This window comes from Devosia indica, assembly GCF_003056405.1.
Lineage (GTDB): Bacteria > Pseudomonadota > Alphaproteobacteria > Rhizobiales > Devosiaceae > Devosia > Devosia indica.
This window is the reverse complement of record NZ_PYVZ01000014.1, coordinates 12,960-32,145: the sequence shown is the minus strand read 5'-3', so window position 1 is coordinate 32,145 and position 19,186 is coordinate 12,960. Positions and strand designations below refer to the sequence as shown.

The following is a 19,186-nucleotide window of genomic DNA, read 5'->3' as shown; positions in this document are numbered from 1 at the left end:
ACTATTGGTGATCGAGCGAAACAGGGTAGGCTGGACCTATCGAATTTGTTGGCTCGAAAGCACCGTGATTTCTTCTGATCCAGACCACACCGCCCTTCTCGGTCAGGCCCGCAAGCTCCAGGCAATGCTTGAATCGGCCGTCGACGCCATCATCACTATTGATGGCGCGGGCATCATAACCACAGTGAATCCGGCAGCAGCTCGCCTTTTTGGCTATCCAGAAAGCGAATTCCTTGGGCGGAACGTGCACTTCCTGATGCCCGAGCCGTATCACTCTGCTCATGATGGCTATATCGCCAACTACCGGAGCACAGGAGCGCGCAAGATCATCGGAATCGGGCGGGAGGTCACGGGGCGACGGCAGGACGGCTCGACCTTCCCGATGCATCTTGCGGTCAGCGAGTTCGAAATGGACGGCCGAATGCACTTCACGGGCGTAATTCACGACCTTTCGAACCAGAAGGCGACTGAACAAGCTTTGCGTCATGCGAACAAGATGGAAGCAATGGGTCAGCTCACTGGTGGCATTGCCCATGACTTCAATAACCTGCTGACTGTCATCATCGGCAATCTGGAGATGCTGGAGGCCAAGCTCACGACGACGGGTCAGCGGGAGTTGGCGACGGAAGCATTGGAGGCGGCGGATCTCGGTGCGCGGTTGACGGCCCGCCTGCTGGCTTTCGCCCGTCGCTCGCATCTTGAGCCAGAAGTCGTCAATCTGAACGATTTCGTGCTCGGCCTGACCGACATGCTGCACCGCACCATGGGGTCGACCATCTCACTCTCCAATGCTCTGACGCCGCGCCTGTGGTCGACGCGCATTGACCCGTCTCAGGTGGAAAGCGCTCTGGTCAACCTTTCGGTCAACGCCAGAGATGCGATGCCCGGCGGCGGTCGCTTGATCATTGAGACGAGCAATGTGACCGTCGATGCGCCGATGAGCGAAGATCTCGATGGCTTAGCTCCCGGCGACTATGTTCGTCTATCGGTGGCGGATACGGGGCAGGGAATGCCGCCAGAAGTGCGCGAGCGGGCATTCGAACCGTTCTTCACGACGAAGGAGACAGGTCGCGGGACTGGACTCGGGCTCTCCATGATCTATGGGTTCGCAAAGCAATCGGGCGGTCACGCCACGATCTACAGCGAGCCCGGCCGTGGGACCACCGTCAACATCTACCTGCCCCGTCACGGTTCTGCGGAACAACAGGTCGATGCCATCGATGACGTCGAGCCCGCCCTGGTCGGCAAGACCATCCTTGTGGTGGAGGACGACTCCCGGGTGCGCCGACTGACCGTCAATCGTCTGGAGACATTGGGATACGCGACGTTGGTGGCAGGGGATGCGCATGAGGCGCTGGCCATCCTGAGCAGTGGCGCGGCCCTCGATCTGGTCTTCACAGATCTCGTGATGCCCGGTGGCCTTTCCGGCTACGAGCTGGCGCATCGGGTCGCCACGCAATGGCCCGATCTCCCCGTGCTCCTGACATCGGGCTATGCAGACGAACTGGTGCGGCGCGATGCCGATGCCATCTCTCATCTCAAGGTATTGAGCAAGCCCTACAGGCAAGCTGATCTTGCCAAGGCAATCGCAAACGCACTGGAACGAGATTGACTATCGTTCTAGTCGGCTTGGGGTAAAGCTGTAGCCAGCACCCCGGACAGTCCTGATCAGTCGTGGGTGGCGGGTGTCGGACTCGATCAGTTTGCGTAGCCGCGCGACTTGATTGTCAATGCTGCGGTCGTTGGGGGCCCAGTCGTGACCTTTCATCAGGTCCATTATGCGGTCCCGGTCCAGAACAGCATGAGGATGATTGGCGAAGACAACGAGGAGGTCGAATTCGCCGGTGGTCAGAGGGAGTTCTTCCCCGCCCGGTGCCCGGAGGCTTCGACGCGCGGGATCAAGTTCGAAACCATCGAAGCGAATCGGAATCGCCGTCGAATCTTCAAAACTGTTGGGCTTGCCACTACCACTGCGTCTAAGAACGCTGCGAACACGAGCCAGCACCTCGCGCAGGTGAAAAGGTTTGGGAATATAATCGTCGGCGCCGACTTCGAGCCCGACGATGCGATCGATCATGTCGCCCTTGCCGGTGATCATGATGATGGGCACGTCTGACACTTGTCGAACTCGCCTGGCAACTTCCAAGCCGTCCTCTCGTCCTAGGTTGAGATCCAACGTCACGAGATCTGCCTTGTTCACCGCGGTCTCGATCCTATCCCCGGTCGCAGCCTCGGTGACGTCATAGCCTTCGCCCTCAAAGCAGCGGCGAAGCATTCGACGGACCTGAGGGTCGTCATCGACGATTAGAATATGCTGGTTGCTCATGCGGCTGGGGCCGTCCGCCGTTACAATCTGTTACAATCATCGGATAGGCCGATTACATTGCCATGGTCAATTCCGTCTCGTCACCAGAGCGGAGCCAATCAATGTACGTCTTCCCCCTTACCGCCCCCGAAGGCCGCAATGCTGTTCGATCGGCGTCTTGCGAGGTTGGACGGGTGATTGGTGCCACGACCATCCTTTTCCACGAAGGCGACGACGCCGACTCGTTCTACGAGGTCGTCAGTGGCGTGTTCCGTGCGACCAAGGTTTTCTCTGACGGTCGCCGGCAGGTCGTGGCCTTCGCCTACCCCGGAGACATCATCGGCTTTGGTCATGGCGATACGTATCGGTTCGATTGCGACGCCCTGACGCCAGCACGGGTGCAAGTGACGGCCCGGGGCGAGCTGAAGGACGCCATGCGAGCGCGTCCCGAATTGGGAGAGAAATTGATCAACCTGGCGGCAGCGGAAGTCGCCTCCATGCACGATCTATCAGTTCTTCTTTGCAGGAAGTCAGCTGTGGAGCGTATTGCTGGCTTCTTGGTGTCGTTGGCTGTTCGCACCGGCAAGAAGGCGAATGACCAGCGAGTGTGCCTGCCGATGTGCCGCGCCGACATCGCGGACCATCTTGGCCTCACCATTGAAACGGTCAGCCGGAACATGACCAAGCTGAAGACTCGTGGCATTATCGATCTGCCTGATCGCGGCTGTTTCGTCATTCGCGACCTGCCCCGGCTGCAGAACCTCGCCGAATGCGAGACGCCGGTGCATTGAGGCCATCATGTCGCGTCGACGTGTCGCAATAGCGCGCTTCACCGAGAAACCCGCGGCAGAACGCGCACACCGGGCGTTGCTGGAACGCGGAGGACATCCTCTCCCTGTCAGCATCGACTCTAGCTCGCACCCAGAGGCATATCGATTGGAGATCGATCTGAGTGCCTCGGTCGAGCGAGCCTTGCTCGAGGTGTTGTTATCCAGCGAGGCCATCCGCGTCCACGTGCACGATGCGGAGTGTGGTGAAGCAGAATAGACTGCTTCGTCGGAAATCAGTGTCATTGCCACTGCCGCTGCAATTTCCATGGTATGGCGTGCGAAGCACAACGGCCTTATACAGCGGATGAATGACGAGCGGCTCCCTGTCCCAAATAGCTGTCGAAGCGGGCAGCAATCGTTCGAACGAAGGGACGTCCTCGTTCCGTGACGCTGAAAACGCCGTCGCGCATCTCTACCAAATTGTCGTCATCGGTCAGGGCAATGGCTTCTGCTTCACTCATCAAGGCCCTTCCAGCTGCGCCGAAGCCAGAAACGTCGCGTTCGGTCAATCTGAAAGAGCACAGCAAAGTCGAAATCGCCAGCGCCCGAAGCTTGTCGGCTGGGGCGAGGGCATATCCACGTGTCGTTGCTCCGTTGCCGTCAAGAACGGTCTTGCTGTATTCGCCGGTTGCCGTGATGTTCTGCACATAGCCTTGTGGCAATTGACCGATCGATGACGCTCCCAGGCCAATAAGGGCGTCGGCCTTGTCGTCCGTATAACCCTGGAAATTACGACGCAGGCGCCCCATTCGCGCTGCCTGCGCCAAGCCGTCCGTGGGCTTGGCGAAATGATCGAACCCAATGGCCTCCAAGCCGGCGTGGGTCAACAATTCCGCAGCTGCTTGTGCTTGGAGGAACCTCTCATGCTTGTCCGGAAGCGCTTCCTCGGGGATCATCTTCTGGTGGGGCTTCATCCAAGGCACGTGTGCATAGCCGAACAGCGCTACACGGTCTGGGTCCAGGCCTAGGGCCAGCTCAACCGTGCGCTCCAGGCCTGATTGGGTCTGGAATGGCAGGCCATAGAGCAAGTCCAGATTGACGGACGATATCCCGCGAGACCGCATCGCCTCCACGACGGCGCGTGTCTGCTCGAAGCTTTGTATCCGGTTGATGGCCTTCTGCACCCGGGGGTTGAAATCCTGTACGCCAATACTTGCTCGCGTGAGACCGAACTGCGCCATGGCATCATACCGCCCCTCGTTGAGATCATTCGGGTCGATCTCAATGCTAATCTGCACGTCGTCAGCAATGTGGAAGCTGGCGGCAAGCTTCGCCTTGAGGCCTAGGAGGTCCTCTGGGGTCAGCAGGGTGGGAGATCCGCCGCCCAGGTGGATTGCTGTCACGCGACCGCCCCCCCCGAGCTTGGTGGATACCCAGTCGATCTCGGCGAATAATGCCCTGAGATAAGCGGTGATCGGCTCATAGCGCAGGGTGTGCTTCGTATGGCATCCGCAGAACCAGCAGAGACGGTCGCAATAGGGAATGTGCAGGTAGAGCGAAATACTACCATGTTCGGGCAGGTCGCCCAGCCAACGAGCATATGTCCGCGAATCAACACCAGAATGGAAATGAGGTGCGGTGGGATAGCTGGTGTAGCGCGGAACCGGTTGGGAATAGCGCTCGATCAGGTCCCTCGTTTTGTCGTCCATGCTTCGGGCCTATCATCTAGATCTGGCCTTGCCGCTATAGCAGTCTACGAGAAGGCCAAGTTGTCCCCGATCAACCAGGTGGGCATTTTGATAGTCCTCGTTCCTAGAGTTTGGCCTGAGGCGGTATCCCTGCGGAACAGCCATATTAGAGGCATATGGTCGGCGTGAGCGTTCGTGTGGCGACCCGTCCGTGGCTATTTGCTCAATTCGACCGGCCCACCGTGTTCGCGGGTACCACCCCCATAGGATCTTCACCATTCTGGTCATTGCTGCTTCGCATCAAATTTGCCGGAAGCTGCCGCAAGCTACAGCCCCTTGGTCGTCAGGCGCATTGGATTTTGCATGATCGCTGGACTTGGGCATCCTCGCAGCAAGGACCATCACCTGCTACCGGCAGACGCCCGCTAGTCGATCTGTACTAGTGGCCAAAGCGACTATCCTCGGGCAGGATCGCTGAGAGCTTTGAGGAGCCGCCATGATCCTACGTCTTCGCCATATCTGGCTCGCAGCGTGCCTTTTTATGGCTTCAACGTTTATGGCTTCAACGCACAGCGCCTCTGCCGATTGGGAATACGATATAGGCGCAAGTCCGGATGGCGGTGCACGGATAACGGGGAGCGCCCGGGAGAACGGGTTTCATATCAGCCTGCAATGCGATGCCGGTGACGATCCCGACGTTTTCCAGCTCACTATTGTAGCCGACGATTTTCCCTACCTCGACAATACTGACGATGGCGAAACCCAACTGATTTTCAGGTTCGACGGGACCGGCAAGGATTTTGCCGCCGATGGCTGGGCCGATGTCTGGTACTTTGCACCTGACCGGGCATGGACGGGATCGTTGTATTTCGAGCCCGGTGTGCTTGATTCCTTTGGCGGCGCATCCACTATGCGTGTCTTGAACATGAACAGCCAGGAAGTCGCCCGATTTTCCATGAAAGGATCGCGCAAGGCTGAGAAGGCGATGCGTGCCCTGTGCCACCAGGGTATAACGATTGCACAATGGAAGGCGAGCCAGGCGCAGTCTCCGGCGCCCTCAAACCAGGGCGGGCAACTGCCGGAGGTGCCGCGTATTCTGGCACTGGAGGGGCCTGGGATCCTAGCCGTCGACCCGGTTGTAAGCCCGCCTGAAGTGAGCAGCTCATCTGCCACGATCAGTTCAGACGACGTCTTCGATGCCCTGCTGGCGGGGGATGCTGCGAAGGTGCGCGACTATGTGCTGGCCGGGTTCAATGCCAACGAGCCGCCGGACTACGATCCGGGCGTCGAGCAGATGCCTCTGATGTATTTCTTCGGCATCGAAATGATCGAAAATCCACAAATGCAGTCTGGCATACTGCAACTCATTCAGGGCGGCGCGAAGACAAAAGTGAGCTGGGCTGGCGTACCAAGCCCGGTCGTGTTCGCCGTGCGCAAGGAGAATGCCAGGGCGGCCTTTGCACTGATTCATCTTGGGTACCCGGTCGATTTCGTTTTCGCCAATGGCCGGTCACTTTTGGCCGAGGCGGCACGACTTGGCATGACCGAGGTCGTGACCGCCATTCTCGATCGGGGCATAGACCCCGATTTTGCAGGGCAGCAGGAAAGCCCGGCTCTGCACTATGCGGCGACGCATGGGCATACCGAAATCGTGCAAGCGCTAATTGATGCGCGCGCCGATCTAGACGTTACGACCGATCAGGGGGCAACGGCACTCCATCTGGCCGCGCGGGCCGGCCACCAGAAGATCGTGCGCATGCTGATCGAAGCGGGCGCAGACATTGAAGCCATGATTGGCGGTGCCACAGCCGCACAGCTTGCCCGAAACTATGACCAGATCGCGGTTGCAGAATACCTGGACGGGTTGGCGGAAACGATGGCGGTAGGCACCGTCATTGCAAGTGCCCCCGAACTGCTAATGCCGGATACCGGAGAGCGCTTTGGCCTGACAATGGACGGCCATTGGCAACGGCCCCTGACCTTTTCCGTTGAGACGGTGCCTGCAGGCAGGGTCACTTTCGAGCAGGGTTTCACAGACGACCGCGTCTATGACAGCGGCGCGCCGGACGATAAGAGGCTGTACATCGACTCTTATATCCACGCTGGAATGACGGAGGGGCCTGCAACGCTACGCATCCGGGTCAGTGATGCGGCACGCCAGTCCGCCACGGTTGAGGAAATCATTCACGTTGGGCAAAGCGCAGGGCGGTATCGCGCACTTCTGGTGGAGGCGGCCAAGGCCTTCGACACACAGCAAATTCGCAGAACCATCTCAGAAATCTCCGAGCTCGACAGGACTTTGGGCAACGACCCGACCTGGATGAGCGAGATCATGCGTTATGGTTGCGTGCGCGGAATTCACCCAAATTGCGATGCCCGTCTCAGCGGCTTCTTGGCCTATCACATAGCCGCCACCGACGATAGCGCACTGCTCGATTGGGCATTGGAATGGGGCGCGGATCCGGACTATCGCTCAAGTAGTGGAGCGCCCATCCTGTTCAATGCGGCCAGGGCTTGGAAATGGGACAACGTGGCCAAGCTGCTTGCTGCTGGTGCCAACCCCAACGCGACAGGCAGCAACGGCGGATCGGTTCTGCTTTATGCCGTCGGCGACAATCAGACAGCAATTGTCAACACGCTGCTGACAGCAGGCGCCGACCCCAATCTGGGCTCGGTGAGCGAGGGCATGACACCACTGCATCACGCGGCGGCCAACAACAATCGGGAGATCATTGGTCTGTTGCGCAATGCAGGTGCGCTCATCACGGAAGATGCCGAGGGGCATACGCCGGGCTGGTTCTCTTATTGGGGATACCGGGATCTGCAATTGGCTCTCAGCCTCGGCTATGACGAGGCCCAGGGCTATGAGGATCGCGCTACCGAGCCTGAGTTCGACTGGAATGAATTCATGGTGGGTTTGAACCAGCGGCTGGTGGACCAGCAGGCGGCCGAGCCCGGCACGTTCTCTGGCTGGGCAGAAAGTCAGCAGGAATCAGAGGCGTTCGTTCTCGACGCCTGGGCGATGCCGGAGGTCTTCACCCTCGGGTCAAAAGATGTCGAAACCTGGGGAGCGCCGGAACTGGATCCAATCGGCGGCCCGGATTTGGGGCAGTGCAACGGCCGCCTCACCAACGTGACCGTCGACATCGCGCCGACCGACTGGATTCAGGGCTCGGCCGCATATGGCCCTTGCACCGAATACTGGTCGCAACAGGTTGACTACGATCAGCCGATCAATGTCTGCGGGCATACGCTCTATTTTGCGGTCCATTATCCAGATTCAGGAGCGGGCTCCGGCGCAGAATTCAACCAGGTGCGCAACGCGGTCCGTATTCTTGGCGACCGCCGGATCGTCTTCGTGTCCGAAGCTGGCGAGACCATCAACTGCAGGGGATGAAACGACATGCGTAGAAGGGGCATTGGAGCAGTGTTGCTGGCGGCGTTTTGTACGCCCGTACAGGCCAGTCTGGATAACATGATCGACGCTATCCGTTCGTTGGATGTTCAGGCAGTTGAACAATTGGTCTGGGACGATGAGCCGGTCACCCAGAGCCTTTTCGAAGTCGCTCTGGACGTCGCCCATGACAAGCTCGCCATGGAGCCCGAAGAGGTCTACTGGAACGGTGCCTTGCGCGAAATTGTCATCGTCTTGTCGGGGGTGAATGAACCTGATGAGGAGACTTTCGCGCCCTTGGCCAAGGCGCTCGAACTGAACGAGCTGGGACAAGCCCATCGGGACTTACAACGCAATCTCGACATCTGGGTCTGGACTGAAGGGCGTGAGGGGGTGCTGTTCAAGGACGACTTGCGGATCGGCGCCGACCCGTCCCGAAGACCCTTCTACGGGGGGCATCCCGACATGTTCGGTTTTCTCATCGAACTGGCGCAGGCGAAGCGTCAAACCATGGATGATGCGCCGGCACGGTCTGCCGATATGCCAGACTGGCGTGACGCGATCTATGAGGCTTTCGATGAACTGAGCTATCGCGCCACGCCCGATCCCGCAGCGCGCTATTTCCTGGACGCCGCTCTCACGGTACCGGGCACAGACATCGTCTATACCGGCCTGGTGGAGGGGGTCCGCGGCAATCTGCTCAAGATGGCACCGGTCATGGCCATGATGGAGCATGACCACAGTGATGGGTCCGAACCAGACCTGGCTGCTGCCTATGCCGCCTTCATTGCAGATCAGAACTGACAGGGGCGGGAAGTGACGAACGCGACGGCGGCGGAAGGGGGCGAATGGCAGGTCCTCATGAAGCCATCCAAAGGTGGCTTGTGGCTTGTGCTCCTGTTGATTTGGGCTTTCGCCGGTGGCGTCTATGCCCTGTGGCGGTTCGCCGTCGGAGAAGTCAGTGCCCTGGGCTATCTGCTCATCTTCTCCTTTCCGGCCCTTATCAGCTTTTATGGGCTGCGTGGTATATATGCCGACAATGGTAAGCTGGCGCTGGAACGGCACGGTTTCACGCTTACACCACCCTCGGGCCCAGCAGAATTCTTCTGCTGGGATAGAGTTGAAGGCTTCAGTACACATACTTTTGGCGACCCGATCATCACGCAATCGGGCATTGCCACCGTGCGTTTCGCCTATGCTGCCGATGACAAAAGCAAGAGGATTGTCGGTCTGACCAACAGCCTGCCATATGCCGGAGATGATCTTGCAGGGATCATGGAATATGCTCGGTGTGAAGCGCTCAAGCGCTGGCCGAACCCGCCGCGGGATCTCCGCAGTCTCGCAATTGCGGCGCTTGGAACCGATGGCAAGACAGGGCCAAACGAGCGCGTGATGCCGCAACTTAACGACACTAGTGAGGCATGAATATCAAGCCGCTTTTGCTATTAGGACGGGTGTACTAATGGGCGCGCGCAAGTCGGACTGATATAAGATCGGGCGCTGTGCAACGAGGCGACATGACGGCCACCCGCATCATTCTGGCAGACGATCATCCGATCTTTCGGGACGGCCTGCGCCGCCTCTTGCTGCGGGCGCTGCCAGGGTCGCATGTACTGGAGGCCGACAACTTCCCCCGGGTGATTGAGCTTGCCAACAGAGACGCACCGAGCCTGTTCGTACTCGATTTGCATTTCCCGGGCTTTGCACTCGAAACTTCCATATTCGCATTGCGCCGCGACTATCCCGCCAGTTCGATCCTGGTTGTCTCGATGGACGACGAGGACGAAACGATCGAGCGGGTCATGGGCCAGGGCGCGGACGGGTTCGTATCCAAGGCCGCCAGCCCTTCCGCGATCGGGAGTGCCATTGCCAGCGTGAATGAAGGCGACATTGTTGTGGTGGATGCCAAGGCGGCTGCCGCATCACACATCGAAACGGATGGAAATGAGCTTGCTCAGCTTTCGCCGCGCCAGAAGCAGATCCTGCACCAACTCGTGCTTGGGCACAGCAATAAGGAAATTGCACGGGAGCTAGAGATTTCGCCCTTCACTGTCAGGGTCCATGTCTCTACGCTGTTCAGGCTGCTCGGCGTGAAATCGCGCGCAGCCGCTGTGGCCGCTGCAAAGGACTTCGGGTTTTAGGCGCGGACACCTCAAAGACCAAGGCACAGGCGGGTCAGGACGGCCCTGAGTTCGGCCGGCCGCACCGGCTTGCTCAGAACGGGCAGGTTGGCTGCAGCAATCTTCTCTCTTGTATCCACATCGCTATGCCCGGTTAGGATGACGGCGGGAATTGCCCTTCCTGACCGGCGGCGGATAGCGTCGATGGCGTCGAGGCCGCTTGCACCGTCGCCCAATTGGAGGTCGGCGAGAATAGCGTCGCACGCGCCTGCGATGTCCCCCACTCCCGCGCCGTGTTCGACAATGCAGCCCCAACGCTCCAATAATCCAGCCGCCGCCTTGCGCACGGTCTCATCGTCATCAATCACACAGATGCGCTTGCCCGATAGCGGGTGTGCCCGCCCCTTTCTGGCAGGGGGCACTTTCTCCGGCTTAGCGGTCTCGAGGCCGGCAATGACGACAGAGGTGCCGCGACCAGGCACAGAGGCCATTCGGACCTCAAGATCAAGCAGGTCCCCGAGGCCACGCACAATGGCCAGACCGAGTCCCATGCCCTCGACGGTGCCACCCGCCGCGGCAGACTCCAAGCGATAGAATTCACTGAACACCGCTTCGATCTGTGCTGAGTCGATGCCGGGGCCGGTATCGCATATCTGCAGCGCCAGCTTGTCGCCGATCCGACGCGGACCGATCAGGACACGACTGCCGGGCGCGTATTTGAAGGCGTTGCCGAGCACGTTCTGAACCATGGTGAAAAGCAGATTGCCATCAGTCTTTACCCATGCGGCGCTATGCACCAGGGAGAGGCCGCACCCACTCTTTGCGGCCAATTCGCGGTTCTGCGCCGCCACCTGGCTCAGAAATGCGCCCAGGTCCAGCGGGACCGGGTTTGGCGTCACCCCACCTACATCAAGACGCGAAATATCAAGCAGAGACCCGAACAGGCTGGTGACCGAATCCACCGAGGATTCGATGCTGTCGACCATCTGCCGCTGCTCCCGGCTCAGCCGGGTGTCTTTGAGCGATGCTGTTAGCAGCCCGATTGCGTGGATCGGCTGGCGCAGATCATGGCTGGCTTGCGCGAGAAAGCGCGACTTAGCTTGATTGGCGTCCTCGGCCTCCTCACGTGCCTTGACCAGCTCAGACGAAGTCTTTGTGAGCTCGACAACTTTTCCATCCAGCGATTGTGCAAGGTTGTAGTTGGTTGCCAAAAATCGGTGCATGCGCACCGTGAGCATGGACAGGATCAGCGCATAGAGCAGAACCATCACACCCATTGCTGGGCTTCGGGCCTCCATGACATGCGCCGCGGCCAATAGTGGAACCGAGGTCCAGATGCTGACGAATGCAGAGCGCGGCACCCCGTGCTGCGAAGAAACAGCGCCAAGCGCCGTGCCGCCCAAGGCGAGCGAATAGATGGCCAACAGGTTGAAGTCGCTGCGTAGCGAAACGACAATGGCCCCATACCCCCAAGTCAGGCCAACAAGCGTCGTCAGGATCGTATGCCCCCAGCCGGCGCGGATGTATTCATAATCGCTATGGGGTGATGCCGTGGAGTGCGCTTTAGACAGCGCCGCCATAGTAACGGAAAGGACAAGCATAACGCCCGTCCAGAAAAAGGGCCATGCCGCCCCCGGATTGGCGCCGACCAGCAGCGACCCGGTGAGCAGCACAACCCCGATATGGACCAGCCATCCCTGAAACCCCAGATCGAACAGATAGCGAAGCTGCCAGGGTTCTGTGCGGAAGGACTGTGTCAGGGGCGGCAATATTCGGACCTTCGTTGAACTATGGCCGATATTGCAGGCGGATAGAAGTCGGATCAAGACACCGTGCAGAGCCGCTGATTGTAATTATCGTGCCGGTAGAAAATAAGCTCCTCGCCTTGATCAAGGCAGTAAAGAATATGCTCGTCCGTGCCTTGGGAGATATACATAGTATAACCGCACACGGTGAGCTCTAAATTTTGGAACTCTTGCGGGCTTGCAGACGCCCGCATAGTCGGACCGGCTTCCGACTCGCATCTCAAATGATACTCGTCCGCTGCCATCGCCGCATTGGCCGTGGCTAGCACCAGGCTAGTGGCTATGACTGCCGATTTGACACTCTTGAACATCTCCTGTCCCTCCTTGGGGTATTAGCGATGCTAAAGTCCTAGAGGGGGTGATGGTGGAGAACTATTCGTACAGGTGTACTAGCGGCGCCATCTTTGGTTGCCGACCACACTTGGTCCATGCGTTCTAGGGAGATGCTCCAGGCGCAAAGACCGTCTGCCGTCCTTTGTACAGCACCCGCCGCAGAACTGCCGTGCGACGTCCAGAGAGTGTCTCGGTGGGTCCTGCCTCCCTAGGGCTTGTGCTTGCAAGCAGGACAACTGGCGGAGCATATCCTCTGGCAACCCAACCTCCAGCTCTCTATGTCTGGTATGCGACAGCTGGTGCCAGAACCGGACAGGCCGCAAGCGGCCCCATTCAAGTCATTAGTTTGGACACCTGGAAGGGCAGGGTAGGGGCCGGACGCGGACAGGCAGGTTTTGGTTGTCGATCGACGGAAGCGGACATCGATTTGGCAGAGTTAAGTTTGTTCAACCGCGTGCAATGCCAGAAGTACTCATGGCGGTTTTGCGCTGGAGCGCAACTGGGGGACGCGATGCTGGGTGCGGACTGTCCACCAAAGCCAAGTCAACCGATCACTCAACTCTCGCGGTTCCGAAATGCCGGGCACACGCTGATCAGCCAGTGCTCAGTGACGTGCAGCTACCACCATGCCATCGTCTAGGAAACGGTGATAGCCGAGCAAGGCGATGCCGAGGTCGATTTTGCATTCAAGGTCGCGATGTTTCTGCCGGCGTGGGAGGACAATCGAGCGAGGCCCCGAGTAATATTGCCGCGTGTTCCGCTCACTGCCGCATTTCCTTGGCCTCTTTGAGAAGCGCTTCGAGCTCAACTCTTGTGGCTTGTTTGAGTCGCGAAAACCCAATGCGAGACGCCATGTCCGCTGCCAAGTCGCCTCTGCCACCACTACTTATTACGTCCATGGCCAACCCTAGTTTTTCGGATTGAGGCACGTGTTCCCACTCGCGGGATTGCTCGCCTAGTTTGGAGCCTCGGAATGGCACCAGCTCCACTGGTCCATGGCCTGCCGGCCAGAAAGTGGTCTCACCGCTGGAATCTCGCGATGTCTTTCTGTGCTTCGAGACAGATGCCCATACCTGTTGCTTGATCTGCGAACCTGTTCTCTGGAACCCGTGAGCTCTTGCAATAATCTCACTCAGGTGCCGGAACGTGACCGGCCCCAGACTATCGATCAATCCCAACGCGAATGGCTGGAGGACGCGTCGATAGCTGGCTTCGTGGAAACGAGACGGGTCAAGGTTTTGCGCACCTTGGGTAGCATGACTCACATTGGAACCAGCCCCGTTTGCGGTTGGAGCGGTCGCCTGCTGTTCCCTCTCCGTGTCGCTGGCTATTGAGCTGTTCCCCTTGCGGATTGCACCAACTTTGGCCAACCGAATGCCGCCGCGGACCAGGAGCTCGATCTCATCATCCTTTTCGGCGCCCAACAGAGCCATGCCCAGTGGTTCACTAATGTGGACGATGCCAAGATCCGGGGCATTCCTGGACTTGCTCAACGTGACTTCGCGCGCGTTTCTATCGCCTTGTAGGTAGATGACCTCGACAGTGTCACCTACTTCGACGACCTCGGAGGCGACCCTTGTCTGTGGTGGCAACACCCCGAGCTGTCCAATGACTGGCTCGCGATCGGGCATGGCGGGTAGATCAGCATCTTCATCGACTGATGAAGAAGGCACTGCATTGAACAGGTCCTGTAGCCGCGATGCCTCACCAGAGGCCTTCTGCTTGAGATCATCCAGTCTTGCCGTGACAGCCTGCCTCAGCCTCTCAGCCTCTTTGGCAGGGTCGTTGAACCAATCGGTCGACCAAATGCGGTGCAGCTTCCACCCCAAGCCGTTCAAGACCTGCTCACGAAGGCGGTCGCGGTCTCTCGCGGAGCGAGATGAGTGATAGGCCGCACCATCGCACTCCACGCCCATGATGTAGCCGTGCGGCCACGTGGGATGTTTGATGCCGATGTCGATTCTGAAGCCAGCGACCCCGACCTGAGGCACAGGCACGAAGCCCATCGAACGCAACTGCTTGATTACGAACACCTCGAATTCGGAGTCCGGCTCCAGCCCCTGGTTCTCTCCAGCGTGCAGAACTCCAGTCGCGGAATACTCGAGCCAACGCTTGAGCATGAACGCGCCGGGATTTGAGTTTTCGTCCGCGCGTATGTCCGCGGAGGTCATTGAGGAAAAGGTTACTATCTGCTGCTTCGCGCGGGAGAAGAGAACATTGAGACGGCGCCGACCGGCTAATCCGGAAATCGGACCAAACCGTTGCATCACCGGCCCGCCGACCTTCTCCGGCCCGTAGACCGTTCCAATGAAGATCACGTCGCGCTCATCGCCCTGCACGTTTTCTAGGTTCTTGATGAAGAAGCGCTCGAGCCCGTCGTTCCTATCCTCCCACGCGTCCACGTAGGCCGCCGCGGAGTCGTCTTTCTCCAAGCGGTGCGCCCACTCCTCTAGCAGTAGATCGCGTTGCTTCTGATTCAAGGTGACTAGGCCCAGCGACCGATCAGGGTATTGCCGCATGAAACGTAGCGCGGCATCTATCATGGCCTTGGCCTCATCAGGATTGACCCCTGATTTGTAGTTCCCCCTCACCGGTACCAAGGAGACGCCAAGGTCGTCACGACCCTCTGCTGGCGACGGGAAGACGATGAGATCGTTGTCGTAGATGTGCTGGTTTGAGAACTGGATCAGCGCCGAGTGCTTCGATCGATAGTGCCACCGCAGGCGTCGAGCAGGCCGGAAAACGCCATTGGCCATTTCCAGTATGGACTCATCGAGCACGGCTTCGTCCTCGTCCAGATCCTCGTCCTCGATCATCTTGCGGAAGAAGCTGGTAGGCGGCAGCTGGTTGGTGTCGCCCACGACCATGGCCTGCTTGGATCGAGACAACGCGCCCACTGCATCTTCGGGTGGCATCTGTGACGCTTCGTCGATGACGCAGAGGTCAAAAACTGCATCACGCGGAAGATATTGTGCCACTGCCAATGGGGACATCATCCAACAAGGCTTGAGTTCCAGCAGCGCGCGGCCCGCGCGGCGGGTCAGATCCCTCACGGGCAGGAACTTCTGCTTCTTCGACATTTCGTTGTGGAGCAGCGCCATCTCGGTCAAATCGGACTTTCTCCCAAGGCTGTTGCCGGCGGGAGGATGAGCCGATCGAGCTATGTTCGCTCGAAGTTGGCGACGCGTAAGTTTGATTATCTCAGTATCCAGCCGCGCCAGAGTGGCCCTGAGTTCGTCCAGCTTCTTACCGGGATACTTCGCGAGCCTGGAGCCATGGAGGTCGTAAACCCTCATGGCCATGGCGCGGTAAATCACCGCTTCCAGTATTCCCGGCAATTCGGTCAAGGGTATGCCGTTCTCATCGAGTTCGTCGACGACCCAGCCAAGGCCAAGTTTGTCCATCTCGTCACACGCGACGCCAAACCGGGAATGCACGTAGATGCCTTCTTCGTCCTGTGAGGCCTCTTCGAGATACTGAGCCAGCTCTTTTGGTCCAAGCTCGGCAATGTCCTCGGCGAGTGTACGTCCAGCCTTGGCCAGCAGAAGGGACAACGCGGCACGGGCCTTGCTTTCGGAAGCAATGGCCAATCGCACTGTGTCGCGCACCTCTTGGAGGCGGCGCTGACGGATTGCTGCGATTGTGCCTTGCCGCCCGACCGTGGCACTGCTCACCGAAGAGATCATCGACAATTCGGCCGTCAGGGCATCGCGGCTCGTCCGATAGCCTTTGAATCGTTGACCGAGCAGCTTCGACATGTCCTCGCGTTCGTCTAGGCGACGAAGAGTGCCTGACGATTGACGTGCCGACTCCAACAATGGGGACAATGCGGCTGGCGAAATGCTGCTGGGAGACCTTAGAACTCCAACGAGACCGGCCAATTGCTCTGTGATCTGGCCCAGACGGTCGATTTCCTTCCGCTTGTTTGAGACTTCAAGGTCGAGATGTTCGAATGTGAGCGACCGATCGTCCAGACTTACTTCGGGTATGGTCGCGATCAGATCCAAGTCGCCAGTCTTGAGAAGCGCCCGAATTTCTCGAAAAGCTGGACCGGGAAAGGCCGCGTCGACTGCCTTGTAGAAATTCCCGAGCAGCTCGAATGCAAAGAAATCGGTATCAATGCCGCGGAACTGAAGCCCGAATATGTTTCGGGCCTGTATGTCATCCCCGAATGCCTTGGCGTCTTCCTTCCATTTCGCCAATGCCAAGAGCGACTGCGAAGCTTCCTCTTTGTCGAACTCCGTCCTAGGGTTCAAAGTCAGATAGGCCCGCTTGGCACTGCGGAAAGGGGCCGAAACCCATGCCAAAGGTCCGGCCTTCGAGAGCACACTCGCATGCATGCGTAGTTCGTTTGCATCGAGGGTGGTAGACGTATTTAGCCGCCTTGATAGTGCTTCGCGCTCGGTTTGAAGGTCCCGACCTTGGCGGCAAAGCTGATCGAGAAGGCCAGCACCGACAGGCCCCGCAGTAAGCTCGCTTCGAACGGCGAGGGCGCCCGCATCTGTTGCCCGGACCATCACGCCGGCACGGGAAATAATGTCGACGGGCAGTGATGTGGCAGGTGTCCAGTAGCGGGCGAATTCGGCGAGCTTCCCATGCGCTTCCAACAGGCCAGAGAGGCCCGCCTTCAGCCGCGATACCTCTTCGCGAAGCGCTTCCACGTCCAAGGTGGTGACGCCATTTGAGGAACAAAAATCCTGTAGCTTGGCCAACGCATCTATCGTGCTGGACGAGTCAGGCTCGCGAACTGCTTTCTCGAGACCCTCGCGGTAGCCTCTGGCGGTCTCGCATTCGGCCAGGAATTCCAAAAGTTGAGAGTTCTTGTCTTGGTCAAGAACCGAGCAAACGAGCTCCGGATCGGCGTGATCGGAAAGCGAGGCTAACTCTTCAAGCAGTGAGCCGACCTCGACCAACCGATCACTGCTGAGGTCAGCCTCGAATCCAAGCTCAGCCAATGTTTGCTGGTTGGTAGCAAAATCCGAGAATAGCGCAGAAGCGTCCTGAGCCATCCGAACCAGTTCCATAGCCACGAACCTATCAGCAGGAATGCATTCGAGCCCGGCCCAGTAATCTCCGACCTCGCCGGTTTCATGCCACGCGGCTGCCAACGATCTGGCACGCTCCAATGCCGACTCGATTTGGACGACGTTCATCGCCTCCACGTTCGGGAACGACGGGCTCTGCAACCTCCGAGGCGCTTTCTGCAGAAGTTCGTTTGTGGCTATGCCTTTTCCGAGGATGTCGTAGACCTTCAAGCCGGTCTTCCCGAACTGCGACGAGATGGCCTCAATGTACTCGCCGATCTCCTTCCGCACCTCCCGGAACTTATCCAGGCGGCTGTCGTAGTCCCGAGGGCCAGTGGTGTCATAGAGTTCGATGCGTGCGCGCACCGACTCAACGACCTGCTCACGCGAGGAACGTTCTGCCTGCAGCGGTAGCAGGAACTCGCCGAGACCGATGGCTTCGAGACGAGCTTTTACCACCTCCAAGGCCGCCATCTTTTCCGCGACGAAGAGGATCTTCTTCCCCTGCGCCAGCGCATTGGCGATCGTGTTCACGATGGTCTGCGACTTACCGGTCCCCGGCGGCCCTTCGACGGCGAGATTTTTGCCATCGGCCACGTCAACAATCGTGCTGAACTGCGAAGAGTCTGCGTCTAGGACAAGGTACGGCGCCTTCGCTTCGATTGCCGGATCATCGACATTGTGCTCGTCGGCGAACGGAGTGTCGCCACCCGAACCAGAGCCGCCAAACAGACTGGCCACGACCTCGTTCTCGGAAAAGCTTCGCTTCTGCGTATCCAGATCGACGTACATCGCCATTCTGGCAGATGGGAAAATTCCGACGACCATTTGGCGACGAACCCGCCAGAACATCGTCGATGGAGCCGCCTCCGCGACCTCGGCGAAATAGTCCTCTATGGAACCACCCGAATATCTGGGAAGGTCGACGCTGAACTCGCGTCGCAACTTCTCCCCCAGGACGAAGTTCGTCTCGGTCTCGTCCCCTTCTGAACGCAGCCAGTACTCGGCACCTTCCTTGGTCTTTTTCTTCTCCAACTTGACGGGGAGCAGGGCCAGCGGCGCAAAGGACGATTCGGACCCGTTTGGCTCACGCCATTCCAGAAAGCCGAACGCAATATGAAGGACGTTGATGCCGGTTTCCTGCTCCCAGGAACGGAACTTGTCCATAAGGCCGTTCAACTTGCGCTCGAGATCTTCTGGGAGCAGCAAAGTCTGCAAGTCCGGCGTGGTATACTCCTCGTCGGAGGTGGTCTCAGGTGTGGGCAGCTCCCAACTCGGCCTAATGCCATTCATCAGGGCATGTTCTTGAAGCGAGAGTTCGGATTTTTTCTGCCGAGGCGGCATATCGAGCGCCGCCCTGACACGATCCTTAAGATCACGTTCGATTTTCAGAACAGTGTCGCCGCTGTCTTCAGCATGGGGGTCAACAGCGTCGAGTGCCTGCCGATAGTCCTCATCACGAAGGCGCGCGGTTGATACCGCGTCTTGAAACGGCGGTGTCTGCTCGTCGAGAGGATCATCCTCTAAGGGTGGAAGGGCAGAAAACCGAACCGGCACCTGATTGGTGAGGTTGTAGCGCGTGACCTCTGGAAGTGAGTCCACCACCCTAACCAACGTGCTGGAGCGAGGGGTGAGCTTCGTCGATATCAAGGGGTTGCGACGACCCAAATCCAGGAGTTTCGGTCGAAGGTTCTCGATCCGCGTCTGGATCAGTTCCCCAAGATCTATGCCACTCACTCCCACGTTC

At 58.8% G+C, this 19,186-nt stretch carries 11 protein-coding genes; 6 read left to right on the top strand and 5 right to left on the bottom strand.

The genetic code is table 11. The features are described 5' to 3' along the window. Positions 1-7: 7 nt before the first annotated feature. Complete coding sequence (locus tag DDE76_RS13750; RefSeq protein WP_157955805.1) at positions 8-1,612, top strand: PAS domain S-box protein; 1,605 nt, start codon at positions 8-10, stop codon at positions 1,610-1,612. Here DDE76_RS13750 and DDE76_RS13745 read toward each other — a convergent pair whose 3' ends face one another. Next, complete coding sequence (locus DDE76_RS13745) at positions 1,613-2,326, bottom strand: response regulator (protein ID WP_104891373.1); 714 nt, start codon at positions 2,324-2,326, stop codon at positions 1,613-1,615. A gap of 101 nt (positions 2,327-2,427) precedes the next feature. On the opposite strand from DDE76_RS13745, the gene DDE76_RS13740 reads away from it, so the two are divergent. Further along, a complete protein-coding gene (locus tag DDE76_RS13740) occupies positions 2,428-3,096 on the top strand; it encodes a helix-turn-helix domain-containing protein (RefSeq protein ID WP_158672362.1) in 669 nt (222 codons plus the stop codon). 332 nt (positions 3,097-3,428) lie between these two features. Here DDE76_RS13740 and hemN read toward each other — a convergent pair whose 3' ends face one another. Next, a complete protein-coding gene (gene hemN, locus DDE76_RS13735; protein ID WP_104891371.1) occupies positions 3,429-4,784 on the bottom strand; it encodes an oxygen-independent coproporphyrinogen III oxidase in 1,356 nt (451 codons plus the stop codon). Positions 4,785-5,259: 475 nt separating this feature from the next. On the opposite strand from hemN, the gene DDE76_RS13730 reads away from it, so the two are divergent. From DDE76_RS13730 to DDE76_RS13715, 4 genes are all read left to right on the top strand, one after another. Next, on the top strand, positions 5,260-8,160 hold the full coding sequence (locus DDE76_RS13730) for an ankyrin repeat domain-containing protein (protein ID WP_104891370.1): 2,901 nt from the start codon (positions 5,260-5,262) through the stop codon (positions 8,158-8,160). Between the two features lie 6 nt (positions 8,161-8,166). Next, positions 8,167-8,961, top strand: coding sequence for a hypothetical protein (locus DDE76_RS13725; protein ID WP_157955804.1), 795 nt, complete (start codon positions 8,167-8,169; stop codon positions 8,959-8,961). A 57-nt stretch (positions 8,962-9,018) separates the two neighbouring features. Further along, positions 9,019-9,582 carry a hypothetical protein gene (locus DDE76_RS13720; RefSeq protein WP_157955803.1) on the top strand — a complete coding sequence of 188 codons (564 nt, stop codon included), beginning with the start codon at positions 9,019-9,021 and terminating at the stop codon, positions 9,580-9,582. Positions 9,583-9,674: 92 nt separating this feature from the next. Further along, positions 9,675-10,298: a LuxR C-terminal-related transcriptional regulator gene (locus DDE76_RS13715; protein ID WP_104891367.1), complete on the top strand. Its 624-nt coding sequence runs from the start codon at positions 9,675-9,677 to the stop codon at positions 10,296-10,298. 11 nt (positions 10,299-10,309) lie between these two features. Here DDE76_RS13715 and DDE76_RS13710 read toward each other — a convergent pair whose 3' ends face one another. From DDE76_RS13710 to DDE76_RS13700, 3 genes are all read right to left on the bottom strand, one after another. After that, entirely contained in the window at positions 10,310-11,950 is a 1,641-nt protein-coding gene (locus tag DDE76_RS13710) for an ATP-binding response regulator (RefSeq protein WP_245891924.1), read from the bottom strand. Between the two features lie 149 nt (positions 11,951-12,099). Further along, positions 12,100-12,393 carry a hypothetical protein gene (locus DDE76_RS13705; protein WP_104891366.1) on the bottom strand — a complete coding sequence of 98 codons (294 nt, stop codon included), beginning with the start codon at positions 12,391-12,393 and terminating at the stop codon, positions 12,100-12,102. Positions 12,394-13,176: 783 nt separating this feature from the next. Beyond that, entirely contained in the window at positions 13,177-19,176 is a 6,000-nt protein-coding gene (locus DDE76_RS13700) for a DUF4011 domain-containing protein (protein WP_158672361.1), read from the bottom strand. Between the last annotated feature and the right edge of the window lie 10 nt (positions 19,177-19,186).

Bases quoted from the DNA above. Each gene is read 5' to 3' on its own strand.
- DDE76_RS13745 (WP_104891373.1), bottom strand. From the start codon at position 2,326: ATGAGCAACCAGCATATTCTAATCGTCGATGACGACCCTCAGGTCCGT.
- DDE76_RS13740 (WP_158672362.1), top strand. From the start codon at position 2,428: ATGTACGTCTTCCCCCTTACCGCCCCCGAAGGCCGCAATGCTGTTCGA.
- hemN (WP_104891371.1), bottom strand. From the start codon at position 4,784: ATGGACGACAAAACGAGGGACCTGATCGAGCGCTATTCCCAACCGGTT.
- DDE76_RS13730 (WP_104891370.1), top strand. From the start codon at position 5,260: ATGATCCTACGTCTTCGCCATATCTGGCTCGCAGCGTGCCTTTTTATG.
- DDE76_RS13725 (WP_157955804.1), top strand. From the start codon at position 8,167: ATGCGTAGAAGGGGCATTGGAGCAGTGTTGCTGGCGGCGTTTTGTACG.
- DDE76_RS13720 (WP_157955803.1), top strand. From the start codon at position 9,019: ATGAAGCCATCCAAAGGTGGCTTGTGGCTTGTGCTCCTGTTGATTTGG.
- DDE76_RS13715 (WP_104891367.1), top strand. From the start codon at position 9,675: ATGACGGCCACCCGCATCATTCTGGCAGACGATCATCCGATCTTTCGG.
- DDE76_RS13705 (WP_104891366.1), bottom strand. From the start codon at position 12,393: ATGTTCAAGAGTGTCAAATCGGCAGTCATAGCCACTAGCCTGGTGCTA.